The sequence below is a fragment of the Thermostichus sp. OS-CIW-33 genome, assembly GCF_054059615.1.
In genome coordinates, this window is record NZ_JBSSCH010000008.1 from 125,613 (window position 1) to 149,704 (window position 24,092).

At 59.7% G+C, this 24,092-nt stretch carries 25 protein-coding genes and 1 pseudogene; 7 read left to right on the top strand and 19 right to left on the bottom strand.

The annotated features are described in order from the left end of the window. The first annotated feature begins 11 nt into the window (after positions 1 to 11). The 4 genes from ACVWZG_RS08040 to ACVWZG_RS08055 all read left to right on the top strand — a co-directional run bounded on the left by ACVWZG_RS08040 (position 12) and on the right by ACVWZG_RS08055 (position 3,843). A complete protein-coding gene (locus tag ACVWZG_RS08040) occupies positions 12 to 518 on the top strand; it encodes a pentapeptide repeat-containing protein (RefSeq protein WP_011430277.1) in 507 nt (168 codons plus the stop codon). Between the two features lie 48 nt (positions 519 to 566). Then, a complete protein-coding gene (locus ACVWZG_RS08045) occupies positions 567 to 1,088 on the top strand; it encodes a hypothetical protein (RefSeq protein ID WP_457405892.1) in 522 nt (173 codons plus the stop codon). A gap of 138 nt (positions 1,089 to 1,226) precedes the next feature. Next, entirely contained in the window at positions 1,227 to 1,904 is a 678-nt protein-coding gene (locus ACVWZG_RS08050; protein ID WP_457405894.1) for a hypothetical protein, read from the top strand. A 229-nt stretch (positions 1,905 to 2,133) separates the two neighbouring features. Next, complete coding sequence (locus ACVWZG_RS08055) at positions 2,134 to 3,843, top strand: hypothetical protein (protein ID WP_457405895.1); 1,710 nt, start codon at positions 2,134 to 2,136, stop codon at positions 3,841 to 3,843. A 216-nt stretch (positions 3,844 to 4,059) separates the two neighbouring features. On the opposite strand, the gene ACVWZG_RS08060 is transcribed toward ACVWZG_RS08055, so the two are convergent. Next, on the bottom strand, positions 4,060 to 5,802 hold the full coding sequence (locus ACVWZG_RS08060) for a peptidase M8 (RefSeq protein WP_457405897.1): 1,743 nt from the start codon (positions 5,800 to 5,802) through the stop codon (positions 4,060 to 4,062). Positions 5,803 to 6,025: 223 nt separating this feature from the next. Between ACVWZG_RS08060 and ACVWZG_RS08065 the strand changes: the two genes are divergently transcribed. Then, positions 6,026 to 7,294 carry a class I SAM-dependent methyltransferase gene (locus ACVWZG_RS08065; RefSeq protein WP_011433202.1) on the top strand — a complete coding sequence of 423 codons (1,269 nt, stop codon included), beginning with the start codon at positions 6,026 to 6,028 and terminating at the stop codon, positions 7,292 to 7,294. A 156-nt stretch (positions 7,295 to 7,450) separates the two neighbouring features. On the opposite strand, the pseudogene ACVWZG_RS08070 reads toward ACVWZG_RS08065, so the two are convergent. From ACVWZG_RS08070 to rpmJ, 16 genes and pseudogenes are all read right to left on the bottom strand, one after another. Next, positions 7,451 to 7,634: pseudogene (locus ACVWZG_RS08070) on the bottom strand (hypothetical protein); the annotation flags it as partial. Between the two features lie 4 nt (positions 7,635 to 7,638). Further along, the gene (locus ACVWZG_RS08075; protein WP_414508669.1) at positions 7,639 to 8,190 is read right to left on the bottom strand and encodes a hypothetical protein; all 552 of its coding nucleotides are present in this window, start codon (positions 8,188 to 8,190) and stop codon (positions 7,639 to 7,641) included. Between the two features lie 88 nt (positions 8,191 to 8,278). Then, positions 8,279 to 9,400 (bottom strand): ABC transporter ATP-binding protein, encoded by a 1,122-nt coding sequence (locus ACVWZG_RS08080; protein WP_457405899.1) that lies wholly within the window; start codon positions 9,398 to 9,400, stop codon positions 8,279 to 8,281. 285 nt (positions 9,401 to 9,685) lie between these two features. Then, the gene (locus ACVWZG_RS08085; protein ID WP_011433199.1) at positions 9,686 to 10,126 is read right to left on the bottom strand and encodes an Hsp20/alpha crystallin family protein; all 441 of its coding nucleotides are present in this window, start codon (positions 10,124 to 10,126) and stop codon (positions 9,686 to 9,688) included. A 196-nt stretch (positions 10,127 to 10,322) separates the two neighbouring features. After that, complete coding sequence (locus ACVWZG_RS08090; RefSeq protein ID WP_414400208.1) at positions 10,323 to 10,616, bottom strand: PepSY domain-containing protein; 294 nt, start codon at positions 10,614 to 10,616, stop codon at positions 10,323 to 10,325. Positions 10,617 to 10,683: 67 nt separating this feature from the next. After that, on the bottom strand, positions 10,684 to 13,308 hold the full coding sequence (gene acnB / locus ACVWZG_RS08095) for a bifunctional aconitate hydratase 2/2-methylisocitrate dehydratase (protein ID WP_457405902.1): 2,625 nt from the start codon (positions 13,306 to 13,308) through the stop codon (positions 10,684 to 10,686). Between the two features lie 102 nt (positions 13,309 to 13,410). Then, entirely contained in the window at positions 13,411 to 14,493 is a 1,083-nt protein-coding gene (gene prfA, locus ACVWZG_RS08100) for a peptide chain release factor 1 (RefSeq protein WP_011433196.1), read from the bottom strand. 54 nt (positions 14,494 to 14,547) lie between these two features. Then, complete coding sequence (gene rpmE / locus ACVWZG_RS08105) at positions 14,548 to 14,772, bottom strand: 50S ribosomal protein L31 (RefSeq protein WP_414343514.1); 225 nt, start codon at positions 14,770 to 14,772, stop codon at positions 14,548 to 14,550. Between the two features lie 76 nt (positions 14,773 to 14,848). Continuing rightward, positions 14,849 to 15,259, bottom strand: a complete 411-nt coding sequence (gene rpsI / locus ACVWZG_RS08110) for a 30S ribosomal protein S9 (protein WP_011433194.1) — start codon at positions 15,257 to 15,259, stop codon at positions 14,849 to 14,851. Next, positions 15,256 to 15,711, bottom strand: coding sequence for a 50S ribosomal protein L13 (rplM, locus tag ACVWZG_RS08115; RefSeq protein WP_414388123.1), 456 nt, complete (start codon positions 15,709 to 15,711; stop codon positions 15,256 to 15,258). The genes rpsI and rplM overlap by 4 nt, the downstream gene beginning before the upstream one ends. A gap of 45 nt (positions 15,712 to 15,756) precedes the next feature. Further along, positions 15,757 to 16,614, bottom strand: a complete 858-nt coding sequence (truA, locus tag ACVWZG_RS08120) for a tRNA pseudouridine(38-40) synthase TruA (protein WP_414424562.1) — start codon at positions 16,612 to 16,614, stop codon at positions 15,757 to 15,759. A 13-nt stretch (positions 16,615 to 16,627) separates the two neighbouring features. After that, positions 16,628 to 16,978 carry a 50S ribosomal protein L17 gene (gene rplQ, locus ACVWZG_RS08125; RefSeq protein WP_011433191.1) on the bottom strand — a complete coding sequence of 117 codons (351 nt, stop codon included), beginning with the start codon at positions 16,976 to 16,978 and terminating at the stop codon, positions 16,628 to 16,630. A 95-nt stretch (positions 16,979 to 17,073) separates the two neighbouring features. Then, positions 17,074 to 18,081: a DNA-directed RNA polymerase subunit alpha gene (locus tag ACVWZG_RS08130; RefSeq protein WP_457405933.1), complete on the bottom strand. Its 1,008-nt coding sequence runs from the start codon at positions 18,079 to 18,081 to the stop codon at positions 17,074 to 17,076. 134 nt (positions 18,082 to 18,215) lie between these two features. Next, positions 18,216 to 18,602 (bottom strand): 30S ribosomal protein S11, encoded by a 387-nt coding sequence (gene rpsK, locus ACVWZG_RS08135; protein WP_011433189.1) that lies wholly within the window; start codon positions 18,600 to 18,602, stop codon positions 18,216 to 18,218. A gap of 84 nt (positions 18,603 to 18,686) precedes the next feature. Beyond that, positions 18,687 to 19,070: a 30S ribosomal protein S13 gene (gene rpsM / locus ACVWZG_RS08140; protein WP_011433188.1), complete on the bottom strand. Its 384-nt coding sequence runs from the start codon at positions 19,068 to 19,070 to the stop codon at positions 18,687 to 18,689. A gap of 201 nt (positions 19,071 to 19,271) precedes the next feature. Beyond that, positions 19,272 to 19,388, bottom strand: a complete 117-nt coding sequence (gene rpmJ, locus ACVWZG_RS08145) for a 50S ribosomal protein L36 (protein WP_011433187.1) — start codon at positions 19,386 to 19,388, stop codon at positions 19,272 to 19,274. 165 nt (positions 19,389 to 19,553) lie between these two features. Between rpmJ and ACVWZG_RS08150 the strand changes: the two genes are divergently transcribed. Both ACVWZG_RS08150 and ACVWZG_RS08155 read left to right on the top strand, forming a co-directional pair. Then, complete coding sequence (locus ACVWZG_RS08150) at positions 19,554 to 21,542, top strand: carboxypeptidase regulatory-like domain-containing protein (RefSeq protein ID WP_457405904.1); 1,989 nt, start codon at positions 19,554 to 19,556, stop codon at positions 21,540 to 21,542. A gap of 88 nt (positions 21,543 to 21,630) precedes the next feature. Continuing rightward, positions 21,631 to 22,692, top strand: coding sequence for a carboxypeptidase-like regulatory domain-containing protein (locus tag ACVWZG_RS08155; RefSeq protein WP_457405906.1), 1,062 nt, complete (start codon positions 21,631 to 21,633; stop codon positions 22,690 to 22,692). A 364-nt stretch (positions 22,693 to 23,056) separates the two neighbouring features. Here ACVWZG_RS08155 and ACVWZG_RS08160 read toward each other — a convergent pair whose 3' ends face one another. Continuing rightward, positions 23,057 to 23,665 (bottom strand): hypothetical protein, encoded by a 609-nt coding sequence (locus ACVWZG_RS08160; protein ID WP_457405909.1) that lies wholly within the window; start codon positions 23,663 to 23,665, stop codon positions 23,057 to 23,059. Then, positions 23,644 to 24,066: a thioesterase family protein gene (locus ACVWZG_RS08165; RefSeq protein WP_457405911.1), complete on the bottom strand. Its 423-nt coding sequence runs from the start codon at positions 24,064 to 24,066 to the stop codon at positions 23,644 to 23,646. The genes ACVWZG_RS08160 and ACVWZG_RS08165 overlap by 22 nt, the downstream gene beginning before the upstream one ends. Positions 24,067 to 24,092 lie beyond the last annotated feature (26 nt).

Below are 24,092 nucleotides of genomic sequence, written 5' to 3' on the forward strand. Positions count from 1 at the left end.
AAAAGGTGAGTATGGCCAAAAGGATTGTCTGGCTGTTGGGGGTAGGACTGGCGCTGGCAGCCTGTTCCGGCAGGGCGCGGGGCCCTTCTCTATGTGTCAATGCCCGCCAGGTAACGGCGGAGGAGGTATTGGCGGCCAAGGGCAAGAATCTCTCCGGCTGCCAGTTGATTGGGGTGGTGCTCGCTAACGCCAAGCTGGCCGGCGCTGATCTGGGCGAGGCGCTGGTGCAGGGGGGAGTCTTCCTGCAGGCGGATCTGTCGGGGGCCAATTTGGCGGGGGCCTATGTGGAAAACACCGCTTTCAACGGGGCCAAGTTGCGGCGGGCCAACTTGCAGAAAGCCAGGTTTCCCGACTCCAGCCTGGCTGAGGCCGACTTGACAGGGGCCAATTTGCAGGAGGCGGATCTGCGGCGGGCCAACCTCAGGGGGGCAATTCTCAAAGGGGCCAAGCTGGAGGGGGCGCTGACGGACGGGGAGACCATCTGCCCCGATGGGGAGCGCGGCCCCTGCCGCTGGTAGGCCAGGGATCCGGCTAGAATGGGATCCTAAGCCGGTGTAGGGAACCCCATGTCGGAGCGGTTGGAGCGGGTGGAGGCCATCTTGGAAGTCCTGGCCCAGCAGACGCTGGCCAATGCCCAGGCCACTGCCCGGAATACAGAAGCCATCGAGCGTCTTTTTGCAGCCACCGCCCAGAACACAGAGGCCATTGGGCAAGCCTTTGCAGCCATTGGTCAGAACGCAGAGGCCATTGGGCAAGCCTTTGCAGCCACCGCCCAGAACGCAGAGGCCATTGGGCGTGTTTCCACAGTTACTGTCCAGAACACAGAGGCCATTGGGCAAGCCTTTGCAGCCATTGGTCAGAACGCAGAGGCCATTGAGCGTGTTTCCACAGTTACTGTCCAGAACACAGAGGCCATTGAGCGTCTTTTCGCAGTCATTGCCCAAAACACAGAGGCGATTGGGCAAGTTTTTGCAGCCATTGCCCAAACTAGGGAGTCCATCGCTGAGCTGCGGGCCAGCATTGCCGAGCTGCGCCAGGTGGTTGAGCAGCAAAACCGCGCCATTACCTACCTTATGAGCCAAGACTAAGCCCAGAGCCGTGGATCCTCTTCCTTCTCGGCCAGGGTTGGGGAATAATACCCGTTAGTTCCCCTGAGCTGGCCGGCGCCGAACCAAGACTGCAACCGCTACCCCAATTCTTGCTGATCCTTCGCTGGAGATTTGAGAATGTCTGACCGCAACTTCCCAACCAGTTGGCGTGTTTCCCTTGTTTCCTCAGTGTTGGCCGCCGCTCTGGCCGGGCTGATGGCTGCCTGCGGCTCTTCCTCAAGGGATCCTCTCACGGTTGCCACGCCCACGCCAACTCCGACCCCCACACCAACACCTGTGCCCACTCCAACCCCTACACCAACTCCAACACCCACCCCCACGCCAACTCCGACCCCCACACCCACGGCAACGCCCACTCCGACACCCACCCCTAGACCAACTCCGACGCCTACGCCCACGCCCACTCCAACTCCAACACCCACGCCGACACCGACACCCACGCCGACACCGACACCCACGCCGACACCGACACCCACGCCGACACCGACACCCACCCCCACGCCCACTCCTGCTGGCCCGCGGATTACGATCCCGGGCTTGCCGGCAGGGGCCACAGTAACCATTCGACAAGCAGATGGCACGGTGATCGCCACCTCCACCTCGGTGTCTGGGAATGTGGCCACCTTCCCCACTTCCTTTACCATCCCCTTTGGCGGCCAGATCCGGGTGACTCCCGCCATTCCTTCGCCATCGGCCATCACGGTCGGGGGTACTACCATCAACACCTTTGACAACAACACTAACCCTGGCAGCACCACCTACTTCAACTTTGGGCCGGGCATCTCAGTGAACTAGCTTGGGGCTGGCCCTAGAAGGGCAATCGGTTTCCATTCAGGAGGTGCTAGATGGCAACCGGTTGTCTTCTTCTTCAGCTTTGGGAAAGGCACCGTCGCTGTGCTTTTTTGAGCGCCCTTTGGGTATACTCGAGACAAGACTCAAGGTTTGCCTTTGAGTTTCCCTGGGGTGAGCTAGGCAGCTCTTGCTAAAGACGTTGACCCTAGCAAGTTTTTGAAGGAGATCTGTCATGGCTTCCCGCAACTCAAAATCCCGCTTTCGTCACCCGATAGCTCCCTTGATTTTGGCTTCCTCCCTCGCAGGAGGTGTAGCTGCTTGTTCCCTTACTTCGGATCCTCCGGCTGTTACTCAGGTTCCCCCGACAATTTCAGCTCAGGCACCAGAAGCAGCAGTGCAGGGCTCTGAGAGCATTGCCTTCTACTACGACGGGGTAAAGACCTCAGTCACCATCAAGGATGCGGCAGTCCTTTTTGCCGCCTGCACCCTCAACACCAACGACTCCGGGAAGATTGTTAACTTTGTCAATAACACGCTCAAGGTGGGGCCGATTACGGCTGCCGACGTGACGGGGTTGGGCGATCCGCTCAAGCCCTCTGTTTCCGACTTTACTGCCGACGGGGTGGTGGACTGCAAGGATGCGGCGGTTTTGTTTGCGGCAATTTCAACAGGTCTTCCGCCGACGGCCAGTAAGATCAATTCCTTCCTTGCCACCACCCTGAAGCTCAGCGGTGTCAGCGTCACGCAGCCGAACTTAGATACCCTCTTCAGCGAGCCCACTCCCACGCCGACCCCGACACCGACGCCGACCCCGACGCCGACACCGACACCCACGCCAACACCCACCCCCACGCCAACACCGACACCCACCCCCACGCCAACACCCACCCCCACGCCGACACCGACACCGACACCCACGCCAACGCCGACACCTGTTCAGTTCTATGTGCATCCAACCGCAGGCAATGATACTCTTTACCTAGGTACCTCACCTCTCCAGCCGTTCAAAACTGTGGGGCATGTGCTGCAATCCCCTGCAGTTCAGACCGCAGCCAGTTTTGGCGGCGGGACAAATGTGATTGTAAGGATCATTGACGACGGAACGGAGAATGTTAGCACCAACATCAATAGTCAGACTTTGACAGCTGGATCCGTCACGGTGCTTCCTGACAGCGGCGTTAATTTCACACTCGATCTGAACACTAAGCTTTTAACTCTCAACAAAGGCTACAGGCTTCAAGGGTTCAAGATTGAGAGCGGGGATCCCGGTGGTCCTGGTACAAAAGCCGCCGCCATCACGCTCGCTGCTGCGGGAACGCCCCTGAAAGACATGGTTATTGACTGCACAGGTATTACCGATAGCGGGGCCATGGCAGTTGGTGGAGGCGACAAATGTGTTCATGTAACATCATCAGTTTTAGGCACTGTTACTCTTGAGAACGTAGACATTGCCATTCCAAGCAACCAAGACTTTGTTACTGGCATTCTTCACCAGGGCAGTGGTACCTTGAAGGTCACTAATGGTAGTTCCGTTGTGGCTGCAGGGTCAGGGAACGCTAAGGGCGTTGTAGGTATCTATGGGAACACAACTGTCGGCTCTGTGGAGGTGGTTGGAAGCACTGTAAGCTTGAGCGCGATTCAAGCCTCATTAGGCAATGTTTTCTCTGTTCTCCTCGCAGGCCCCATTGATTCTGGAAGAGTGGAAGGATCGTCAATTCAGGTAAAAGAAGGAAGCTCAGCAATAGCAATTGGAGTTTGTGTTAACGCTAGTGGCACTGTGACTGTGCAAGGCAACACCTTCACAAACGCTCCTTCAGGTAATACCAGTATTGCTATCTATAAACAGGCGGGAACTGTGGTTCCCACTCCCATAACTAGCAACACCTTCGACGGCTTCTCTACAACAAAGCGATATGTAACCTCTGGCTCTTCTTGTCCCTAACCTTTCCCACCTCTTTCCTTTTTGGCTCCCACTGAGGGGCCTTTTCTATGCCAAAGTGGCCATGCCGGGCAACAGCCGCAGGACCATCCGCAGCTCAGGTCTTGTCCTAGGACAAGAGCTGCGTCTCGCTTCCCTTCTCCTAGCAGACTCCCAGCGGGGCCTTTTTTTGTTGCCGCCCTAGGCTAGGCTGGGCATCTCCCTGGGGTTAGCAGGTCCTCAGGGAAGCAAGCGGAGCTCTCCCCCAATTGGGCCAAAAACAGCGTCGTTGCCAAGGAAGAGCCCCTCCCCTGGGGGCAGGCGGCGCCCTTCTGGAGGCAGGGTATAGGGATCCGCAGCAGACAGGTTGACGCCCGTGAACCCCAAGTCTTGCATGGCTGCAGCGGTGATGCGGCTGAGAACAGGGCGTGCAGGTGGCGGTGGCAGCACCGGCGTCATCAGCTCCAACCCTAGGGTTCGCCGCCAGTGACCTTCGGGAGGTGGCTCAACCTCCACCGGCACATTCCCCGATCCGCCCAGGCTGTTGTACTCAGCAGTGGCCTGCCGGCCGGCAAAACGCGGGTTGGTGGTGCCGCTGTTGAGGAGAAAAGGACGCCAGTTGGGGACGGTGCCAAACCCCAGAGCATGGCCCAGCTCGTGCAGGACAACGTCAAAGAGGGATCCCTGCTCCTCTAGCCGATTCAAATCCGCTGGGTCGATCCCTATCCTGGCATAGGGGATGATGCGGATCCCGGGCCGAAGGGGGCCACAGGGGCCCGCTTGACCCACAGCCTTACCCGGACCATCACTCTCAGGGGGGCTGGAGAGGAGCCGGGCGCCGGTTACTTGAACCAAGAGGTCATCCACAGGCCGGTTGACCAGAGGAGTCGGGGGGAAGCCAGCTCCGCAGAAGCCAGCCTGCAGAGTTAGGGTGACGTCGGGTAAGTCGCCGGTGATGATCTGCTCCCAGCGCCGGGCCGCTTGCAGAACGATGTTGCGCTGGGAAGGGCTGAGGCTGTTGTCGATGAATTCAATCTCGATGTTGAAGCCGCCAGCAGAGGGAGTGGGCGAAGCCGTGGGAGAAGGAGTGGGTGCCGGGGCAACCAGAGCAGTCCTAAGCTGGAAAGCACCCGTAGCACCAGGGTCGTAACTGCTAACCCGCACCAAGTAGTTGATTCCAGCTTGCACAACCAAGTCGAGCTGGGAATTCGTACTCTCCCCAAAGTCGTCGTTTTCGGCAATCACCTCCCCGGTAGCCTGGTTAACGATGAAAAGGTAAGTATCGAAGTCGATACTGGAAAGCTGGATCCGCACCGTTTGCCCCGCAGGCGCGCTGAGCAGGAAATCCTGAATGAAGTGAGTAGGACGACGGGGATCCCGAGGGCTACTGGTGGTCAAGCGCCCTGTAACCGCCTGCGGCACCCCCAGGGTGGGGATCCCAGGTGGTGACGGCGAAGGCGAGGCGGTTGGAAGCCCTGTGGGCGGAACAAATCCCGGCCCTGGCAATCTGGCCGCTTGTTCAGGCGTAAGGTTGAGGGGAGGTTGCAGCCGCAAAACGGTGTTGACGAAGGTGTTGATGCGGTTGGCATCGCGGCTCTGCAAAGTGGCAATGGCAAACAAAATAGCCGCATCCCGAATGGTGCCTGGCGTGCCATCCCCATCAAAATCGGAGATGGCCACCGGATTGGGGTCGGCCGTGGTCACCTCAGCCAAGGTGAGAGGAGGCTGCACCCGCAAAACGGTGTTGACAAAGCTGACAATCTGGCTGGGCTGGGTGATCCCGCTGGCAATGGCAAAGGCAATGGCGGCATCGCGGATGGTTACCGATTGCGGGTTGCCGTCGTAGTAAGCAGCAACTCCTGGAGTGGAGGAAGGGGTCTCTGGCCGACTGATTAGGCTAGGCCCACCGGCCAGGCCGCAGGCCGTCAGGATCCCGAAGAGAAAAGTCACCGCTAGCCGAGACAGGCGCCTGCGTGAGCCCATAGGAACAGCCCCTTGCCAGGAAATAACCTTTTGCCTCGATGAGGACAGCAAGCAAACATCAGGGCGGTAGCAATCCTATCAGCTTCAAGGTCATTTGAACATTAACTTTTCCATACTCTCCTTAAGCTAGAGGAACGCCGGAGAAGCCGATAGGTTGCTAGCTATGCAGTACGATAGGGTGCGTGCTAAGAGTGTTGGGATACCCAAAAACAGGAAGACTGCCATGGCAGAGAAAGTTGTGTCCAACCCCGTACAGGCGCAGTTTGACGAGTTTCCCTACCCGAATGTGCCGATTGAGCAGACGGTTACCGACAACCTTGCCTTGTTTGCCAACAGCCTTACGACGGCCAGGTACCTGCGGGATCGCAAGGTGGTATTGCCGGAAGGCAAGGTGATGCTCAATGCCGGCTGTGGCTCCGGTTGGGAAACTTTGGTTTTGGCAACGGCCAACCCCGGCGCTCGCTATGTGGGTGTGGATATTTCGCCGGAGTCCATCAAGATGGCAGAGCAGCGCTTTAAGTTCCATAAGATTGAAAACGCCCGCTTTCATGTTATGGACATTACCGACATGACGGCGCTGGGGGAGGAGTTTGATTTTATTGCCTGCAACGACGTTCTCTACCTCCTGGACGACCCGGTTGCCGGTTTGAAAGGCATGCGGCAGGTGCTCAAGCCCGATGGGATCATCCGCACCAATGTTCATAGCCTTTATCAGCGGCAGTTTATCTTCAACATGCAGGATGCGATGGAGCTGCTGGGGGTGATGGACGAGCCGGCAGCCAAAGCGGTGCCCCTGCTACGAGAGGTGATGGAAGCGCTCACCGACGCCAGCTTTGTGAAGAGCCACTGGAACGGCGATGCCATCAAAACCACAGCGGGGATCCTGGCCAACTTCCTGCTGCGCAGCGACAAGGGCTTTACGGTGCCGCAGGTGTTTGAGATGTTGAGGCAGGCCGGCCTCGAGTTTATTAGCATGGTGAATTGGCAGCAGTGGAAGTTGGAGAGGGTCTTGACCAAGCCGGTGCCCTACTCGATGCGGCAACTCAATAAGTTAAGCGAGGAGCAAAAGCTTCACTTCATCGAGCTGATTTTCCCCAACATGACCCGCTTGATTGATTTTTGGTGCGGGCACCCCGGCATTCCCAAGGCTGAGCCGTTTACGAACGACGAATGGTGGAACGGCACCGTACAAGCCCACCCCCTTCTGGTGAAGTTGGATGCCAAGCAGGCTTTTCTCAACGCCATTCGGGACAACGGGCCTGTCAACATCAACGGCTGGCCGGGAGCTGAGGGGAACATTACCATCGATCCTTTCTCGGTGCGCTGGCTGGTGGATGTCTTCGGCCCCTTGCCGGTGCCGGTGCAATCTCTAGTCCACAAGACCATGGAGATTATGGACTGGACGCAGGAAGAAGCGTTTAGTCAAGTGTTGGCCAACCTGAAGTTTTTGGAAGAACGCCTGGTCATTCTGCTGGATTCCCCACTTCGCTAGGCAAGTGCAAAGCCAGGACTTACGAAAGCCCCCCTGATTCATACATGGGGGCCTTTTTGGTTGACATACCCCTCGCCCTAAAGGACGGGGATTCTTTCTCAGCCAGCAGAATTGCTGATACATTTACGCTGAACACTGCTGAACATCACTGTTCAACTATGCAGCGATAGCATTCTGTTTGTTTCCAACCAGAATGGCGGTATCCCGCAAAGCTTTGAGTAGAATACCCAAAGCGCAGTTTCCGTGTCGTCTTACTACCAATTTTCTGCTTTGCTTTGGCTACCATGTTGGCAGACTCGAAAGTAAACAGAAAGATCAACTGGTAGTAATCCGTACTGAACATATTATACATTATTTTCAGTATAGTTGAGCTTATTATTGACTAGAGTCATGCTCTCTTCCCCCTCTTCTTCCGGCAGCGTATCCCCCACCTTGTAGCAAGCTCTCAACTCATACTGCTGGCCATCCCAGCCCATCTCTACCCAAACAGGTGTGTCCCAAGCCCAGTTAATCATCAGGGGCTCATTGCCTTTCCCGTTCGACAATCGCAGCTTTCCATTGACGACTTGGATGGCTGAAGACTTCCATTGAACTTTGGAATAGTACCGACGCCGTCGAGGTGGACGGGCGTTGGGGTCGGTTTGGCGGCGTTCTCGCCAGGACTTCAAAGAGGCAAAGAAGCTTTGCACTACCGCGTCTGCACTGTGAGCATGAAGTGTATTCTCAGGGTCGTTGGGAAACCACCGCATTAGCGTGGAAGGTTTCAACCACAGTCCCTTCTTGCGGACAACCCGCCAAAAGTGAACGAGCACCTTTGAGTACAGCTCGCCTGCTGCCCTGCTCAACAGCTGCAGTTGCTCTGAGACGCCTAGCTTGAGCTTGCGGACAAGGTACATGCAAAGTTGCCTTTTCTGTCGAATAGCATCTTACAAAAGCCGCCCTAGAAGGGCGGGGCTTGTAACCCAGTTTTTTTGGTCATCGTTTTTATCCCAGCCGCTGCTCGGTTTCGGGATCGAACAGGTGGAAGCGATCCATATCGAAGATCACTTCCGCCCACTGGTTGACGCGCAGCTGGGTACGGGGATCCACGCGGGCAATAAACTCCTGCTCGGCCAGGATCCCTTCTCGGTCGCTGGTGCTGAGATAGAGGATTACTTCATGGCCCACCAGCTCCGTTACCGAGACCTTAGCCCGCACCGGGGCAGGTTGGATCCCTGGGGGTTGGTAGTGGGGATCGTGGATGTTTTCCGGGCGGATGCCGAAGATGACCGACTTGCCGACGTATTGCCAATAGGGCTCTGCCTGGTGGGGCGGGATGGCCACGCGGAAGGCGCCGGTATCCACCCAGAGAGTGCCCTCCTGCTCCCGCAGCTTGGCCTGGAAGAAATTCATGGCGGGGCTGCCGATGAACCCGGCCACAAACAGGTTGGCCGGGCGGGTGTAGAGGGTGTGGGGGGTATCCACCTGCTGCAGGCGGCCATCCTTCATGACGGCGATGCGGTTGCCCATGGTCATGGCCTCCACTTGGTCGTGGGTGACGTAGATGAAGGTGGTGCCCAGTTGCATGTGCAACTTGCTGATCTCGGCCCGCGCCTGTACCCGCAGCTTGGCATCCAAGTTGGAGAGGGGCTCATCCATCAAAAACACCGCCGGATTGCGCACGATGGCCCGCCCGACGGCAACCCGCTGCCGTTGCCCACCCGAAAGTTCCTTGGGCTTGCGGTTGAGCAAGTGCTCGATCCCAAGGCGCTTGGCCACCCCCCTAACCCGGCTTTCGATCTCCGCCCGTGGCAGGCCGCGCAGCTTGAGGCCAAAGGCCATGTTCTCGGCCACGGTCATGTGGGGGTAGAGGGCATAGGATTGGAAGACCATGGCGATATCCCGATCCTTGGGGGGGACATCGTTCACCCGTCGATCGCCAATGTAGATGGAGCCGGCGCTCACTTCTTCCAAGCCGGCCAGCATGCGCAGGGAGGTGGTTTTGCCGCAGCCGGAGGGGCCGACAAAGACGAGAAATTCCCCGTCTTGGACGGTGATGTTCAGGTCATGGACGGCGGTGGTGTCTCTGTAGCGCTTGGTAACGTGTTCGTAGGTAACGCTGGCCATGCTCTCAACCTTGGCTCCGTTGCGCACTCAAACCCTATCCAAAGCGGCGGGCAAAAGTCAAATCGAGTTGAGTTGAGTTCGGTAGGGAGAGCTGGGGATCCCTGCAGCGAAGCCAGTTTATGGTCGTTGCCCCTGCCCTTGCCCCGGCCCCTTTCCCAGAAGGAGAGGGGAGCTGGGAAGCCATGGAATCTTAAACCGAAATGTAAAAATAAAAAAAGGTAGGCTCATCGCCTACCTCTATGGTATCCTTTTCCCCTATTAGGAAGTTGCCTAACCTCTAGGCCATCAGGAGACAACGCTCACTTTGACCACTTGGGCTTTTTCAGAGTCTGCCTTGGGCAAGGTGAGGGTGAGGATCCCATCTTTGTATTCGGCTTTCACCTGATCGTGTTTGATCCGGTTCGGCAGCGGGATCACCCGTTGGAAGCGCCCGTAACGGAATTCAGTCCGGGTTACCCCTTTGTCTTCAGAGCGCTTCTCAAATCGCCGTTCCCCGGTGATGGAGACCGCTTCGGCTGTCGCTTGGATATCCAAGTCGTTGGGGTTCAAGCCGGGCAGCTCCAGCTTCAGGGTAATGGTTTCGGGATCATCGTGCATCTCCACTGCCGGCATGAAGGCAAAGCCGTCGGCCTCGGTGGTGCGAGGGATCAGCCGGTCGAACATCCGGTTCATTTCCCGTTGAATTTCGTCAATTTCACGAAATGGATCCCAGCGGACAAGAGCCATAGAGCATCCTCCTCCTCTATTACTTTGCTTTTTTGACTTCCAGTTCGAGTTTGGAGCTTAGCTTTTGGGGCTCAACTTTAGAGGTGCAAGCAAAACCTCTATGCTTCTAGTGTAGTCAAATCCGTTCCGGGAAATGTAGGGTTTTCTGGAATGTTTCTTAGGTATTTACCCTACAGGTTTATCTATCCAAAACCCTCTAGGACTCCGTATGTTTGGGGCGGCGATGGAGTTTTGTGGGTAACCACATACTGAGACCGGTGGCCACCATCACCAGCAGCCCCAGTCCGTTTAAGAAGGGGTAAACCGCTTGCAGATCGAGGGGGCCCCACTGCCCTTTGTGGATTTGGATCAGCCAGTAGTAGTCGAAGTTTTCGTTAAGGCGGGCAATTTGATACAGGGATCCCGTTAGCACCGTTACCACCAAAGGCAAGGCCAGGATGGGGGCAAGGGTGCGGTGGATGCGGCGGATCCTCTTTGGATTCAGGGCCATTGAGCTTTCTCCAGGGCAATGGGGCGATCCCTGCCATGCTATCAGGGCAGCTAGCCCCTATTCTCGCTCAAGAACGGCTCCTGGACAGCTCCTCCACGTGCTGCCGCGGGATGACCCGTCCTTCGTCCTCAAAGCCAGGGATCTCGTGGAAGTTGAGGTAGCGGTACAGCTCGCCGGCAAAGGGCTGGATCTTGGTGGAGACGATCTCTCGGTACTCCTCAGGGGTGGGGATCCGGCCCAAAAGGGCGCAGGCGGCGGCCAGCTCGGCGGATCCCAGATAAACCCGCGCGTCTTTGCCCATGCGGTTGTTGAAGTTGCGGGTGGAGGTGGACATGACGGTGGCCCCGTCTTCCACGCGGGCTTGGTTGCCCATACACAAGCTGCATCCCGGCATTTCCGTTCTGGCCCCGGCGGCAGCAAAGATGCCGTATACGCCTTCCGAGCGCAGTTGTGCCTCATCCATGCGGGTGGGCGGACAGATCCAGAATTGGCGCACCTTGGCCCGCCCTTGGCCTTCCAGGATTTTGGCGGCGGCGCGGTAGTGGCCGATGTTGGTCATGCAGGAGCCGATGAAAACTTCGTCAATCTTGATCGGCGTATCGGGGTTGCCGGCGGCGTGTTGGGCATGGACTTCGCTCAGGGTCATCACCTTGTCGGGATCGTTGGGGGCACAGACAATTGGCTCGGTGATGGTGCTGAGGTCGATTTCGATGACTTCGGCGTATTCGGCGTCGGGATCCGCTTCCATCAGGCTGGGGTTGGCCAGCCATGCTTCCATTTTGGCGATGCGCCGCAGCAAGGTTCTCGCATCCTGGTAGCCGCGGGCAATCATGTTTTTCAGCAGCACCACGTTGGAGCGCAGATATTCTGAGACCGTCTCGAGGCTCAGCTTGATGGTACAGCCGGCACAGTTGCGCTCTGCCGAGGCATCGGTAAACTCAAAAGCTTGCTCCACCTTCAGATGCGGCAGGCCCTCGATCTCCATGATGCGCCCGGCAAAGACGTTTTTCTTGCCTTTTTTCTCAACGGTGAGCAGCCCCCTCTGAATGGCCACGTAGGGGATGGCATGGACAATGTCCCGCAGGGTGATCCCCGGCTGCAGTTCCCCCTTAAAGCGCACCAGCACCGATTCCGGCATGTCCAAGGGCATCACCCCCATGGCGGCGGCAAAGGCCACCAGACCGGATCCCGCCGGGAAGGAGATCCCCAAGGGGAAGCGGGTGTGGGAGTCGCCCCCCGTGCCGACGGTATCCGGCAGGAGCATGCGGTTGAGCCAGGAGTGGATAATGCCATCGCCGGGACGCAGGACAACGCCCCCGCGGGAAGCGAAAAAGTCGGGCAGCTCTTTGTGGATCTGGATGTCCACCGGCTTGGGATAGGCGGCGGTGTGGCAGAAGCTCTGCAGCACCAGGTCGGCGTTGAAGCCCAGACAGGCCAGCTCCTTCAGCTCATCGCGGGTCATGGGGCCGGTGGTGTCCTGGGATCCCACCGTGGTAATGAGGGGCTCACAACTGGTGCCCGGGCGCACGCCTGGCAGCCCACAGGCTTTGCCCACGATTTTTTGCGCTAGGGTATAGCCTTTGCCGGTGTCTGCCGGTGGAGTGGGGCGGATAAACAAGGTCGAGGGAGGCAAACCCAAGGCTTGGCGGGTTTTGTCGGTGAGGGCACGGCCAATCAACAGGGGAATACGTCCCCCCGCCCGCACTTCGTCGGGGAGGGTCACGGGCCGCAGGGAAAAGGTGGAGAGAACTTGGCCGGTCTCAGAGCGGATCACGCCTTCGTAGGGGTAAATTGTAACCACCATGCCCGTTTCCAGGCGGGAGACATCGCACTGGATGGGCAAGGCCCCGGCATCTTCGGCGGTGTTGAAGAAGATGGGCGCGATGGTGCCCCCCAGGATGACCCCGCCGGCCCGCTTGTTGGGCACATGGGGAATGTCGTGGCCGATGTGCCAGAGCAGCGAGTTGAGGGCGGATTTGCGGGAGGAGCCGGTGCCCACCACATCCCCCACAAAGGCAACGGGATGGCCGCGGCGCTTCAGCTCGGCAATGGTAACCAGGGATCCCGGAGCGCGGGACTCCAGCATGGCTTGGGCGTGGAGGGGGATATCCGGGCGGGTGGTGGCGTGGGCGGCGGGGGAAAGGTCATCGGTGTTGATCTCGCCGGCAACCTTGAACACTGTTACAGTGATTGCTGCGGCCAGGGGAGCTTTGGCGGTAAACCATTCGCCCTTGGCCCAGGACTCGATCACCTGTTGGGCATAGGCATTGCCGGACTGGCTCAGCTCCAGCACGTCGTGAAAGGCATCGAAAACCAGCAGGGTGTGGCTGAGGGCGCGGGCTGCTGCCGCTGCAATCTCACTCCGGGGATCCCGCAACAGATCCAGCAAAACCTGGACGTTGTAGCCCCCCAGCATGGTGCCCAAGAGCTCCACCGCCCGCAGGGGAGTGATCAACGGGGATTCAACCTCCTCCTTGGCCACAGCGGCCAAAAAGCCCGCTTTCACATAGGCGGCTTCATCGACCCCCGGCGGGACGCGCTCTGTTAAGAGGTGCAACAAAAAGGCTTCTTCGCCGGCAGGCGGGGCCTTCAGCAGCTCGCACACCTGGCTGGTCTGGGCAGCGTTTAAGGGCAGCGGCGGGATCCCTTGGGCCTCGCGGGCAGCGGCGTGTTGGCGGTATTCGGCCAGCATGGGGGTTTAGGCACTCGACGTGGGTATTTATTCTACCGCTAGCTCGGCAGAGGAAAGGTCCTCGAGAAGGGATCCCATCCGCTGGCGGTAACTCAGCTTGGCCTAGGATAGCTCCGCCAACAGCTCTTTTTGGTAAAGGCCAATACAAGCCTGGATCAAGTCGTCCAGCTCCCCATCCAAGATGGGCTGCAGAGGGAAATTCTGGTTGAGGCGGTGGTCGGTAACGCGGTTGTCCTTGTAGTTGTAGGTGCGAATTTTTTCCGAGCGGGATCCCGTTCCCACCTGCATGCGCCGAGCAGAGCTGATGGAGGCCTGTTGCTCCTGCAGCTTCATCTCGTAGAGTTTGGCCCGCAAAATCTGCATGGCCCGCTGGCGGTTCTGCAGTTGGGAACGCTCCTCGGTACAAAACACCCGGATCCCGGTGGGCTTGTGGAGAAGATCCACCGCCGTCTCCACCTTGTTGACGTTTTGGCCGCCTGCCCCCCCGGAGCGTGCCGTTTTGATTTCGATGTCTTTCGGGTCGATGACCACCTCCACCTCGTCCACCTCTGGCATCACCGCCACCGTGGCCGTCGAGGTGTGGACACGGCCTTGCGCTTCGGTGACGGGCACCCGCTGCACCCGATGCACGCCAGCTTCAAACTTGAGCTTGCTGTACACCTGATCCCCTTGAATCTCCAGGATCGCCTCTTTGTAGCCCCCCAGCTCTCCTTCCGAGAGGCTCGCCAGACGCACCGACCAGCCCAGCTTTTCGGCGTAGCGGGTGTACATGCGGGCCAGATCCGCCGCCCACAGCGCCGCCTCCTCCCCACCGGTGCCAGCGCGAATCTCCAACATAATGTTCTTGTCGTCGTTGGGATCCCGGGGCAGCAGCAGCAGGGTGAGCTTTTCCTCCAGTTGTTCTTGGCGGGCCCGCAGTTGCTCAAGTTCCGCTCTTGCCATCGCCTCCAGCTCCGGGTCGGAGGCCGATTCCCGCAAAAGTTCTTCCGTCTGTTGCAGATCGCGATTCAGCTTTTGCCAGTCGTGAAAAGCCTGGACGGTGGCCTCCAAGGAGGAGCGGGCCTTGGCAATCCGCTGCAGCTCAGCTGGATCCGTGGCCACGTCCGGATCGGCCAAGCGCACCGTCAGCTCCTGAAAGGTGGCTTCGACATTCTTAAGCTGGTCGATCAGTTGAGCAGAAGCCATAGACTTGCGATACCCAGGAATCCAAGTATTGCCCACACCCAGATGGGGGAACCTCTACTTGGCCTTTTTGCCACCGCTCATGCCGTATTTGCGCATGAACTTCTCCACCCGGCCTTCGCTGTCGATGATCTTCTGGCTGCCGGTGAAAAAGGGATGGTTGCCCGACCAAACATCCACCCTGAGCTCCGGCTTGGTGGATCCCACCGTCATCACCACTTCGCCATTGCAGATGACTTTGGCTTCTGGATACCACTGCGGGTGCAATCCTTTCTTGGGCATAACCCTTTCCTCCTCTGGGCCTGTTTCTATACCCTTGTCTATCAACATCTTCCTCTAAAAACAACGGCAGGGATCCCTAGCGCTTCGAGTACTGGGGAGCCTTGCGGGCCTTGCGCAGGCCGTATTTCTTCCGCTCCACGGCGCGCGGATCCCGTTTCAGATAACCCTCTACTTTCAAAGGGCCGCGATTGGCCGGATCCACCTCGCAGAGGGCGCGCGCCACCCCCAGCTTGATCGCATCCGCCTGGCCGTGAACGCCGCCGCCATGGGCTCGCACCAGAATATCGTAGGAGTTTTCCAGACCAAGGATCTCCAGCGGCCCCTTCACACTGGCCAGCAGGGCTTCTTGATACTGCAGATACTGGTCTCCCGGCCTGTCGTTGATGATGATTTTGCCCGTGCCGGGCACCAAACGCACGCGGGCAACGGCGGTTTTGCGGCGTCCGGTTCCCCAATAAACGGCTCGTTGGCTGCTCGCTTGAGTCATGCTTTGGCTCCTGGGATCGTGTTGAGGGGATAAACCTGGGGTTGCTGGGCCTCGTGGGGGTGGTGTGGCCCGGCGTAAACTTTCAGCTTGGTGAATTGCCGCCGGCCCAAACGGGTGTGGGGCAACATTCCCTTGACCGCTTTTTCCACCACCCGCTCCGGCAGCCGCGCCTGCAGTTGGGCAAAGGTTTCCACTTTCATGCCGCCAGGACGGCCGGAGTGGCGGCGGTAGAGCTTTTGGGTGCGCTTTTTGCCGGTGACCACCACTTTCTCAGCGTTGATCACAATTACATAGTCCCCCGTATCCAGGTGAGGGGTGAAGTCCGGTTTATGCTTACCCCGCAAGAGGGTGGCCACAGCGGCGGCCAAGCGGCCCAGGCGCTGATTGGCAGCATCCACCAGATACCAGCGGGGCGCCAGAGTCTCGGGGTTGGGAAGGGGAGTTTTGTTCATGGCAGGCAAGGAAACATATCAGGACAAGCTTGGAGATCGCCCAGATCAACCGCAGGAATGGGCCAACGCAGCCGGCGACCGGAGGGCGGAGGGAGGCTCTGTGGGCAAGGCCCAAAAGGGCGGCGAGTGGGCGAACTGTTGACCGAAGGGATCCGCAGCATAGCCCACATCCGTCAGGCACAGCCCTTGCGGAGGAGCGCTGTAGCGGGTGCGCATCTGGCTCCAGTCGTTGTGTTGCCACAGGTGGACAAATTGGGCTGGGCTGAGCTCGCCTCGGCCCACCACCTCTAGGGATCCCACCAAGAGCCGCATCATCCGGTAGAGGAAGCCGCTGGCCTGCACCTCGATGCTGATCAAGTCCCCCAGCCGCTGGCAGAGCACCTCCTGCACCTGTACCCGCGAGTGGGGCCGATCCGATCCCCGCCGCCGGAAGGCTTCCAAGCTGTGCTCCCCCAGCAGGGAATTCAGGGCTTCCGCCATCGGCTCCACCTGCAGAGGCCAACGCACTTGCCAGCTAAAGAGGCGCCAGAACACATCCGGTCGCTCCCGGTTCAGGATCAGGTAGCGGTAACGGCGCCAGCGAGCCGAAAAGCGGGCGTGCCAGGAGTCAGGCACTTGAGCAGAAGCCAGCACTACCACATCTTCCGGCAGACAGTCGTTCAGCACCCTCGACCACTCCGCCGCAGGGATACCGGAGGTGGTGTCGAAGTGGGCCACCTGGCCTGCAGCATGAACCCCCGTATCGGTGCGACCGGCCCCATAGAGGGTTACCGGATGCCCCGCCCGCGACGCAATCGCCTCCTCCAGCACCCCTTGCACGGTACGGCGGGCTGCCTGGCGCTGCCAGCCATAGAACCTGCTGCCGAGGTACTGAATTCTCAGGGCAATGCGACGGTACGGCATGGATCCCTTTCCGCTACACCAGCTCGATGACCGCCATTTCTGCTCCATCCCCCCGCCGATGCACGGTGCGCAAGATGCGGGTATAGCCACCGGGCCGATCCCGGTAGCGCTCAGGAGCCTGCTCAAACAGGGAGCGCACCAGCTCCTTGTCGTAGATGTAGGCCAGCGCCTGTCGCCGCGCCGCCAGGGATCCCTCTTTGGCCAGGGTGATCATCTTCTCGGTGGTGGCCCGAATGGCTTTGGCGCGGGCTTTGGTGGTGGTGATCCGCCCTTCCCGCAGCAGAGCCGTGGTCAGCGCCCGCATCAGGGCCTTGCGCTGGTCGGCGGGCTTATTGAGGTGGGGGGTACGACGGCGGTGGCGCATGGTAACCTCTGTCTTGTGTCCTACACTCTTCGGGGATCCTTGCGTTTTGACGCGGTTGTGCTAGCGGTGCAGATGCTTGAGACGGAACCTAAACTCTAGGCCTTGCCTTTTTCGCGGGTGCGGGGCAGTGTCAGACCAAAGCGGGCTTTCAAAGCCTGCACCACCTCTTCGGCAGACTTCTGGCCAAAGTTTTTGATCTCCAGCAGATCTTCCTCGGTATAGAGCAGCAGATCGGCTACCGTGTTGATCTGAGCTCGCTTCAGACAGTTGTAGGCCCGTACCGAGAGCTGTAGCTCCTCGATGGGGATCTGGTTTTTTTGGTTGTCCTCGTCTGGCTTGGGCGGCACAGGAGCATCGAAGCTGACCTCCTGCAGCGGTGCGAACAAGCCCACCAAAATGCGGGCCGCTTGGCTGAGGGCCTCTTGCGGGGTGAGGCTGCCGTTGGTCCAGATTTCCAATACTAGCCGATCTTTTTCCAGGAATTGGCCCACCCGAGCTGCTTCCACAGCGTAGTTCACCTTGCGCACCGGCATGAAGACAGAGTCGATCTGCAGAAAATCAATCGCCATCGCTTTGCTGTCGGAGTAATCGACGGCGCGGTAGCCATGTCCCCGGCCAATCATGAACTCCATTTCCAAAATCGCCCCTTCCGCCAGGGTGGCAATGTGGTGACGGGGGTTGATCACCTCCACATCGCTGGGCAATTGCAGCTTCTCAGCAGTAACTTCCCCTGGCCCCTGAGCCACCAAGCGGCCCACCTGAGTCTCGGGGGAACTGGAGCGCAGCACCAGCTCCTTCATGTTTAGAAGGATCTCCATCACGTCTTCCCGCACCCCCGGCACCGTGGAAAACTCGTGGGTCACCCCGGCAATGCGTACAGCAGTCACCGCCGTCCCCTCCAGATTGGAGAGCAACACCCGCCGCAGGGCGTTGCCCACCGTGATCCCTTGGCCGCGCTCCAGTGGCCCCAGAGCAAATTTGCCGTAGTGAACGCCGTTATCATCCCGATGAGATTCAACACACTCGGTCTGGTAAGCAACAGCGCTTGAGCTCGCTTTGCTGCCCAGAGAGTGGGAGAGGGTTCGGCTGGTTTGAATCGTCATGGTGGCCCCGTCCGTCTGGCTCGACATCCGTTTGGAGAACTGATGAAACTTCGAGGTCATCTCACGCTTGGGCAGACCTGTAGCTCTGGAGCAAACTCCTACAGACGCTCGACCGGCCCTCAACGCGGGATCCTTTAGACACGCCGCCGCTTGGGGGGACGGCAACCGTTGTGGGGAATGGGGGTGATATCTCGAATAAGGGTAATTTCCAAGCCCGTTGCCTGTAGAGCGCGAATGGCGGTTTCTCGACCGGCTCCCGGCCCGCTCACCATCACTTCGATCTGGCGCATGCCGTTCTCCATGGCTTGACGCGCCGCACTTTCTGCTGCCATTTGGGCGGCGAAGGGAGTGCCCTTTTTGGCCCCTTTGAAGCCCGTAGAACCTGCCGAGGCCCAAGACACCACATCGCCGTTGGGATCCGTGATGGTGACGATGGTGTTGTTGAAGGTGGACTGAATGTAGGCCACCCCATTGGGGATGTTCTTTTTGACTTTACGTCCGCGCCGTTGCTGCCGAGCCATGATCCAGGTGTCCTTGCAATCGACTGTTTGGGGTTGGGATTCGGGATGGTGGAAGAGTTTTGCCTTCCGCGCAAAGCCGAGCGACTACTTCTTGGCGGGAGCTTTCTTCTTGCCGGCCACCGTTTTCCTGACCCCCTTGCGGGTGCGGGCATTGGTGCGGGTGCGCTGGCCACGCACGGGCAGACCCAGGCGGTGGCGACGACCTCGATAGGTGCCGATGTCGATCAGCCGCTTGATGTTCATCGCCTCCTGGCGGCGCAGATCCCCTTCTACCTGGTATTCGCCCTCCACCACCGTCCGTAGGGCGGCCACCTCAGCGTCGGTGAGGTCGCGGGTACGAGTATCCGGATTGATGCCGGTCTTCGCCAAAATTTGGCGGGAGCGGGTCAGCCCAATGCCGTAAATATAGGTCAGGGCAATCTCCACTCGCTTTTCTCGGGGGATGTCAACTCCCGCAATCCGTGCCATAGTCAGGGGTACCTTATCGAAATCAAATCAAACCAAGTTGCCTGCCTGAGATGGGATTTTTATTCAGGGGGATGTGGCCGTGGAGATGCTGGTCTTGGGATCTATGCTCGCCGAGAGATCTGGCCAAAGTTTTGCTCAGTTGTGTTGGGATCCCTCGCTTCTGTCTCCCATTGCAGGCTGGACACATCCTGCATCGAACCTCTAGCCCTGCCGCTGCTTGTGCTTCGGGTTGGAAGAACAGATCACCATCACCCGACCATGGCGGCGGATGACTCGGCATTTCTCACAGATCCGACGGACGGAAGGCCGCACCTTCATGGTTGATCCTGACAAAACCAGCGAATATTCATTCTATGTTCGTCTGGGCAGCCTGTCAAAATGTGTTTGGGTTTGCTGACAGCGAGCGGACAGTCGGGTTGGCTATGCTGGTTGGGCGAGGATCTCCTGAGTCAAAGTAGGCGCGACTGTGGGGTGGAGAAGGCCATGCGGTGGCAATGGCTGGTTGTGCTGAGTGGTGTGCTGGGGCTGGGATCCCCTGTGTTGGGGCAAGGGATCCCTTTGCCGGCAGCAGGCTCCTCCTCTGCGGTGGAGAACTTTTCGACGGACGGGAACGGCCTGAGGACAGAGGGGGATTGGCTTTTGCCCTTGCGCAGCTCTGCCGATCGCATCGATGGGGTACCGGATCGGGGCTGGGTCGCGGTTGGGCTGTTGGAGGAGCAGGCGGTGACTCTGCTGGATGGGGCCAGCGGGGATCCCTTGTGGCAGGCGGCGGTGGGGTTTGCCCCCAGTGTGGTGCGGGTGGATGAGACGCGGCAGGTGGTCTATGCCTCTGGCCCCAATGCCCCTGGGCTGGTGGCCCTCGATCTGCTGACGGGGGAGCTGATTCAGGCTTATGGGTTGCCGGCGGGAGTTTTGGATATTGCCGTGGATGGGGTCACAGGGCGGGTTTTCGCCTCCCTGCCCTCTGCCCAGAGTTTGGCGGTGATGGCTGCTCCCCTTCGCAGCAGCGGTGCGGAGCACAAACGCCAAAGCGACCCCTCAGAGCAGCCGCAAGCCCGCAATTTGCCGATGCCCGGCCCCCCTTTGGCGCTGGCCTACGATGCGGAGCGGGGATCCCTGTTTGTGGGTCTAGCCGGGGAGGATCCCCTCAGCTTGCTGGTGGTCAACCCAGACAATGGGGAGCTGTTGGCCCGTTGGCGCGGCGGCAATACTCCGGAAGCGATGGCTTTGGATGCCGAACGGCAACGCTTGGTGGTGCTCAACTCGGGCAGCCAAGACCTGACGGTGCTGGATCTGAGCCGCAGCGGCGAGGCCCTGCAGCGGGTTGGCCTGGATTGGCGACCGACGCGGCTGGCCCTTTCCCCGGATGGACGTTGGGCTTACGTGACCTCCCGCGATAGCGACCGCCTGCAGCTGGTGGATTTGCAGACGGGGCGATTGGCAGCCTCACTGCGGCTGCAGGGACAACCGACGGGTCTGGTGATGCTGGGGGAGCGGGATCTGTGGGTGGTGGCAGCAGGGATCCCAGCTTTGCGCCGTTTGCAGGATATTCAGGCTCAAGTTGGCGACGGCGGGACAGAGGTCCTGAACGGGGGAGTCCCCTCTCCAGGCAACCGCGGTGTGGTGACCGGGCGGGTGCTGGATATTGCCGGCCAACCCGTTCAGACCGGGGTTTTGCACCTGGCCGCCACGCCAACCCAACCCAGGCAAACCGTCCGCATTGCTGCCGACGGCACTTATGTGCTGCCGGAACTGCCGGCTGGCCTGTATTTGGTAGATGTGGAGGTGCCGGGTTTTCCGCTGACCAGCACCCAGGTGGAAGTCCGGGCCGGCTTTGTCTCCACTCAGGATATTCGCCTGCCGCCAGGGGAACCGACCCGCCAGCCGGAGGGCATTGGCCTTTTGCCGGATGAACCCGTTTACTCGGATGAGCTGGCCCGCCACCTCAGCATGGCCCTGAAGGAGTTGCAGCCCCAGCGACCGGTACTGCTCTTGAAGGGGCCTCTGGGGCCGGATCCCCGGTTTGAGCCGCTTCTGCCCCTCACCCAGGGCCTGACTTTGTTGGATCGGGATGAGCGCTACACCTCCGATTTGGCCAAGCTGAAGGCCATCGGGGATGCCCTGGGATTGCGCTATATCCTCTTGACCCAGATGCAGATCTCGCGGGACTACAACCGCCAGGGCAACTCTCTGCTGAATACAGCCTTACGCTTTGTGGCCCCGACGGTGCCGGTGGAAATTCCCAACTTCACCCCCAACCAGCTGCGCAGCCGCGGGGTGGTGGTGGTGGTGGACTTGCAGAGGGATCGACCTGGGGATCGGGCCCGCTACTACGAAGCCTATGGGCGGGATGATGTGGGCGGGGATCCGATGTTTGAAGATGCGGCAGCGGGCCTGTTTCGGCTGCAGGTGCGCAACATGGTGCCGGTGTTTGTCCAACAATGGCAAGCCAACAACCCCTTTTCGGGGTGAGGATCCCTGCAGCAGGATCTTGCCCTGTTCGCGTCAGGGGTGCGGAGCAGAATAGAACCGACTGCTACTACCGGATGCAACCTTCGCCATGCCTTTTTTCTTCTTTCATCCTCTCCGGCACAGGATTAACTATCGCTACGCAACGCTCTCGCGAACAGGCAGTCTGGCCCTCTGCGGCTGGCTGGCACTGACTTCAGGAGCGCTGGCTCAGGCTCCGGCCACCCCCATTCCGCGGTTGACGCCGTTGTTTCCCTCCCAAAACAGAGGGCAGCCCCAGGGAACAGCACGGCTGGTGGGGCAGGTGAGCAACAGCGTGGGACAACCTGTGGCGGGGGCACAGGTGCAGTTGGAGGGCATGGAGAACCCCAATCAGCCGATTCAAACCGATGAGCGGGGCGCTTTTGAGCTAGACCAAGCCCCAGCCGGGCGTTGGCTGTTGACGGTGTGGCACCCCGACTATGAAAAGGCAGAGCAGGAGATCCTCCTGCAAGCGGGCCTGACCACCCCTGTGGATGTGGTTTTGCAGGTGCCGATTCGGCCTCAACCCCGCCGTCGCCTTGGCATTTTGGGGGTGGGAGGGTTGGAGCATACCCAACTGTTGGGCCAGCGCCTGGCCATAGAGGCGGTGCGTCTGGGCTTGATCCCCAACGGCGAGAAGGTGGTGCCCCTGGACAACCGTCGCATTCAGCCCATTTTGCAGAAGGTGGGCTGGCCCATCTACGAGCTGTTTGAGTGGGATCGCCGCAAGCCGGAGGCGGTGGGCCAATTTTTCGATTACCTGGGCCTGGAAGCCATCGTCATCGCCCGCGTCGATGTCCTCACTCGACCAGCTTCGCCAACGGAGCTGAGCCTGCGTTCCCGCAGCCGCCTGGAACTGTGGCGGTTTGATGAGCAAGGCAACCTTGTGGTAGATATCCTGGCCGAGGCCAGTCGCGATCAGGTGGAGCGGAGCAACCTCAATGCTGCCGAGCTGGCCCAGCTTTATCAAATCCAAGTCACCCAGATGGCTGCTGAGGTGGGATCCCGCTGGAAGGAGCATCACCCGCTGGCCCAGTACCTAGAACTGGCTCAGGGAGAAGCCCCACCCCCACGCTCTCGCCTGGATACGGCTGTGGAGCTGCGCATCCCCTCTGCCACACCGACTCCCTAGGTCTTAAGCAGAACAGCTCCGGGATCTCTTCTGTTGTCGTGAAAGGGATTGTCCTCTGAGTTCGTCTAGCAACGACGGGAGGAGCCGCCCGAAGAGTGGCGAGAAGAGCTGCCCCCCGATGAAGGGCGGGAGGAGGAGCCGAAAGAGCCAGAAGAGCGCGAGGAGCCGCCACAACAGGAGCTTGCAAAGCTTGGATCTGGTTTTGCAGTTGTCTGCAGCGACGCTGCCTGCGCCAGTACATTGTGCCGCCGATTATCCCTGCAGCACCTGCCCCCACCCCTACCAACGGCCAGGGCGAAGGGGGAGGCGGGTAGGTCATGCCTCTGTTGAATTGCTGCCCGGCGCTGCAGCCGGCCTGACCGCGTCAGCGCTGCAGTTCCCCCCCCAGCGCTTTGCTCCTGACGCCAGCTGTCCCATGGGCTATTTTTGCTGGGGATCCCTTCCGATGGCGCGATAGGGCGAGCCACCCCAGTTTCAAGGCCAGCCCCAGCACCTGCCAGCCGCGCAACCGGATCACCAGGGATCCCCATCCGTGCCAACCGATGCGAGCGAAGGTCAAGCGCAGGTGTTGGGCCAACTGAGGGGGTAGAGCGGCGATTAGTCCCAAGCATTGCCCCGTCAAAGCCGGATCGGCAAAGCCAATTTCCACCCCTCCTTGCCAAGATTGGATGTGGAGCTGCTTGCCCAGCTTCCACAGGTAGGGCCAATCTCTGGGGGAGCAACGTTCTCCCCGCTGCGCCGGCCAACGGCCGCGAAGGCGCAGGGATCCCCAACGCCATTCCCAACCACGGCGGCTGCCCCGCACAGTCCACCCCCCCCACCCGTGCCATTTCCAGATCCAGGCAAGGGGGCCCTGCCAGGGTTTGCGGTAGCGCAGAATGAGCTGTTGAGGCCAGAACAAGAGAGTTCCCACAAAGACGGCCAGCAGCAATCCCAAAGGACTCCGTCCCGCTAACGCGAACAGCTTGAGCACCGACTGGGATCCTCCGCGGTCAATCCATAGCGGGCCAGAAAACGGGGCAAATCGACCACCAGGCAGGTGTAGGATCCCTGCATCACCAGCCGCTCCTGCTGGGTGATCTCCACCTGAAACTGAATGCGTCTCCCCTCCACTGCCACGACTTCGACCCGCATCTGCAAGGGATCCCCCGCCACCGCTGCCGACCGATGTTCCAAGGCAAAGCGGATCCCGACCGCCGCTTCCTCCGGCTCGTAGAAGGGCTGCAAGGTGGTGTGGCTGCACCGCTCGATCAACGTCAACAAAGCCGGGGATCCGATCACCTTCACACCGGGGTTGCCCAGGGCTGCAGCGGTTTGTTCTGGGCCGAGGATCCCTTGCCAGGTGCCAAGGGTGCCCAAGGGAACGGGTTTCATCTCCGCACAACCAGAGTGCTCCGCAC

What these genes read in the sequence shown, in the direction of transcription:
- ACVWZG_RS08155 (WP_457405906.1), top strand. Translation starts at nt 21,631, where the DNA reads ATGCCTTTTTTCTTCTTTCATCCTCTCCGGCACAGGATTAACTATCGC.
- rplM (WP_414388123.1), bottom strand. Translation starts at nt 15,711, where the DNA reads ATGAACAAAACTCCCCTTCCCAACCCCGAGACTCTGGCGCCCCGCTGG.
- acnB (WP_457405902.1), bottom strand. Translation starts at nt 13,308, where the DNA reads ATGCTGGCCGAATACCGCCAACACGCCGCTGCCCGCGAGGCCCAAGGG.
- ACVWZG_RS08075 (WP_414508669.1), bottom strand. Translation starts at nt 8,190, where the DNA reads ATGTACCTTGTCCGCAAGCTCAAGCTAGGCGTCTCAGAGCAACTGCAG.
- ACVWZG_RS08130 (WP_457405933.1), bottom strand. Translation starts at nt 18,081, where the DNA reads ATGACGATTCAAACCAGCCGAACCCTCTCCCACTCTCTGGGCAGCAAA.
- prfA (WP_011433196.1), bottom strand. Translation starts at nt 14,493, where the DNA reads ATGGCTTCTGCTCAACTGATCGACCAGCTTAAGAATGTCGAAGCCACC.
- rplQ (WP_011433191.1), bottom strand. Translation starts at nt 16,978, where the DNA reads ATGCGCCACCGCCGTCGTACCCCCCACCTCAATAAGCCCGCCGACCAG.
- rpsK (WP_011433189.1), bottom strand. Translation starts at nt 18,602, where the DNA reads ATGGCTCGGCAGCAACGGCGCGGACGTAAAGTCAAAAAGAACATCCCC.
- ACVWZG_RS08045 (WP_457405892.1), top strand. Translation starts at nt 567, where the DNA reads ATGTCGGAGCGGTTGGAGCGGGTGGAGGCCATCTTGGAAGTCCTGGCC.
- ACVWZG_RS08165 (WP_457405911.1), bottom strand. Translation starts at nt 24,066, where the DNA reads ATGAAACCCGTTCCCTTGGGCACCCTTGGCACCTGGCAAGGGATCCTC.
- ACVWZG_RS08090 (WP_414400208.1), bottom strand. Translation starts at nt 10,616, where the DNA reads ATGGCCCTGAATCCAAAGAGGATCCGCCGCATCCACCGCACCCTTGCC.
- rpsM (WP_011433188.1), bottom strand. Translation starts at nt 19,070, where the DNA reads ATGGCACGGATTGCGGGAGTTGACATCCCCCGAGAAAAGCGAGTGGAG.
- rpsI (WP_011433194.1), bottom strand. Translation starts at nt 15,259, where the DNA reads ATGACTCAAGCGAGCAGCCAACGAGCCGTTTATTGGGGAACCGGACGC.
- ACVWZG_RS08150 (WP_457405904.1), top strand. Translation starts at nt 19,554, where the DNA reads ATGCGGTGGCAATGGCTGGTTGTGCTGAGTGGTGTGCTGGGGCTGGGA.
- ACVWZG_RS08055 (WP_457405895.1), top strand. Translation starts at nt 2,134, where the DNA reads ATGGCTTCCCGCAACTCAAAATCCCGCTTTCGTCACCCGATAGCTCCC.
- ACVWZG_RS08060 (WP_457405897.1), bottom strand. Translation starts at nt 5,802, where the DNA reads ATGGGCTCACGCAGGCGCCTGTCTCGGCTAGCGGTGACTTTTCTCTTC.
- rpmJ (WP_011433187.1), bottom strand. Translation starts at nt 19,388, where the DNA reads ATGAAGGTGCGGCCTTCCGTCCGTCGGATCTGTGAGAAATGCCGAGTC.
- ACVWZG_RS08050 (WP_457405894.1), top strand. Translation starts at nt 1,227, where the DNA reads ATGTCTGACCGCAACTTCCCAACCAGTTGGCGTGTTTCCCTTGTTTCC.
- ACVWZG_RS08040 (WP_011430277.1), top strand. Translation starts at nt 12, where the DNA reads ATGGCCAAAAGGATTGTCTGGCTGTTGGGGGTAGGACTGGCGCTGGCA.
- ACVWZG_RS08085 (WP_011433199.1), bottom strand. Translation starts at nt 10,126, where the DNA reads ATGGCTCTTGTCCGCTGGGATCCATTTCGTGAAATTGACGAAATTCAA.
- truA (WP_414424562.1), bottom strand. Translation starts at nt 16,614, where the DNA reads ATGCCGTACCGTCGCATTGCCCTGAGAATTCAGTACCTCGGCAGCAGG.
- rpmE (WP_414343514.1), bottom strand. Translation starts at nt 14,772, where the DNA reads ATGCCCAAGAAAGGATTGCACCCGCAGTGGTATCCAGAAGCCAAAGTC.
- ACVWZG_RS08080 (WP_457405899.1), bottom strand. Translation starts at nt 9,400, where the DNA reads ATGGCCAGCGTTACCTACGAACACGTTACCAAGCGCTACAGAGACACC.
- ACVWZG_RS08065 (WP_011433202.1), top strand. Translation starts at nt 6,026, where the DNA reads ATGGCAGAGAAAGTTGTGTCCAACCCCGTACAGGCGCAGTTTGACGAG.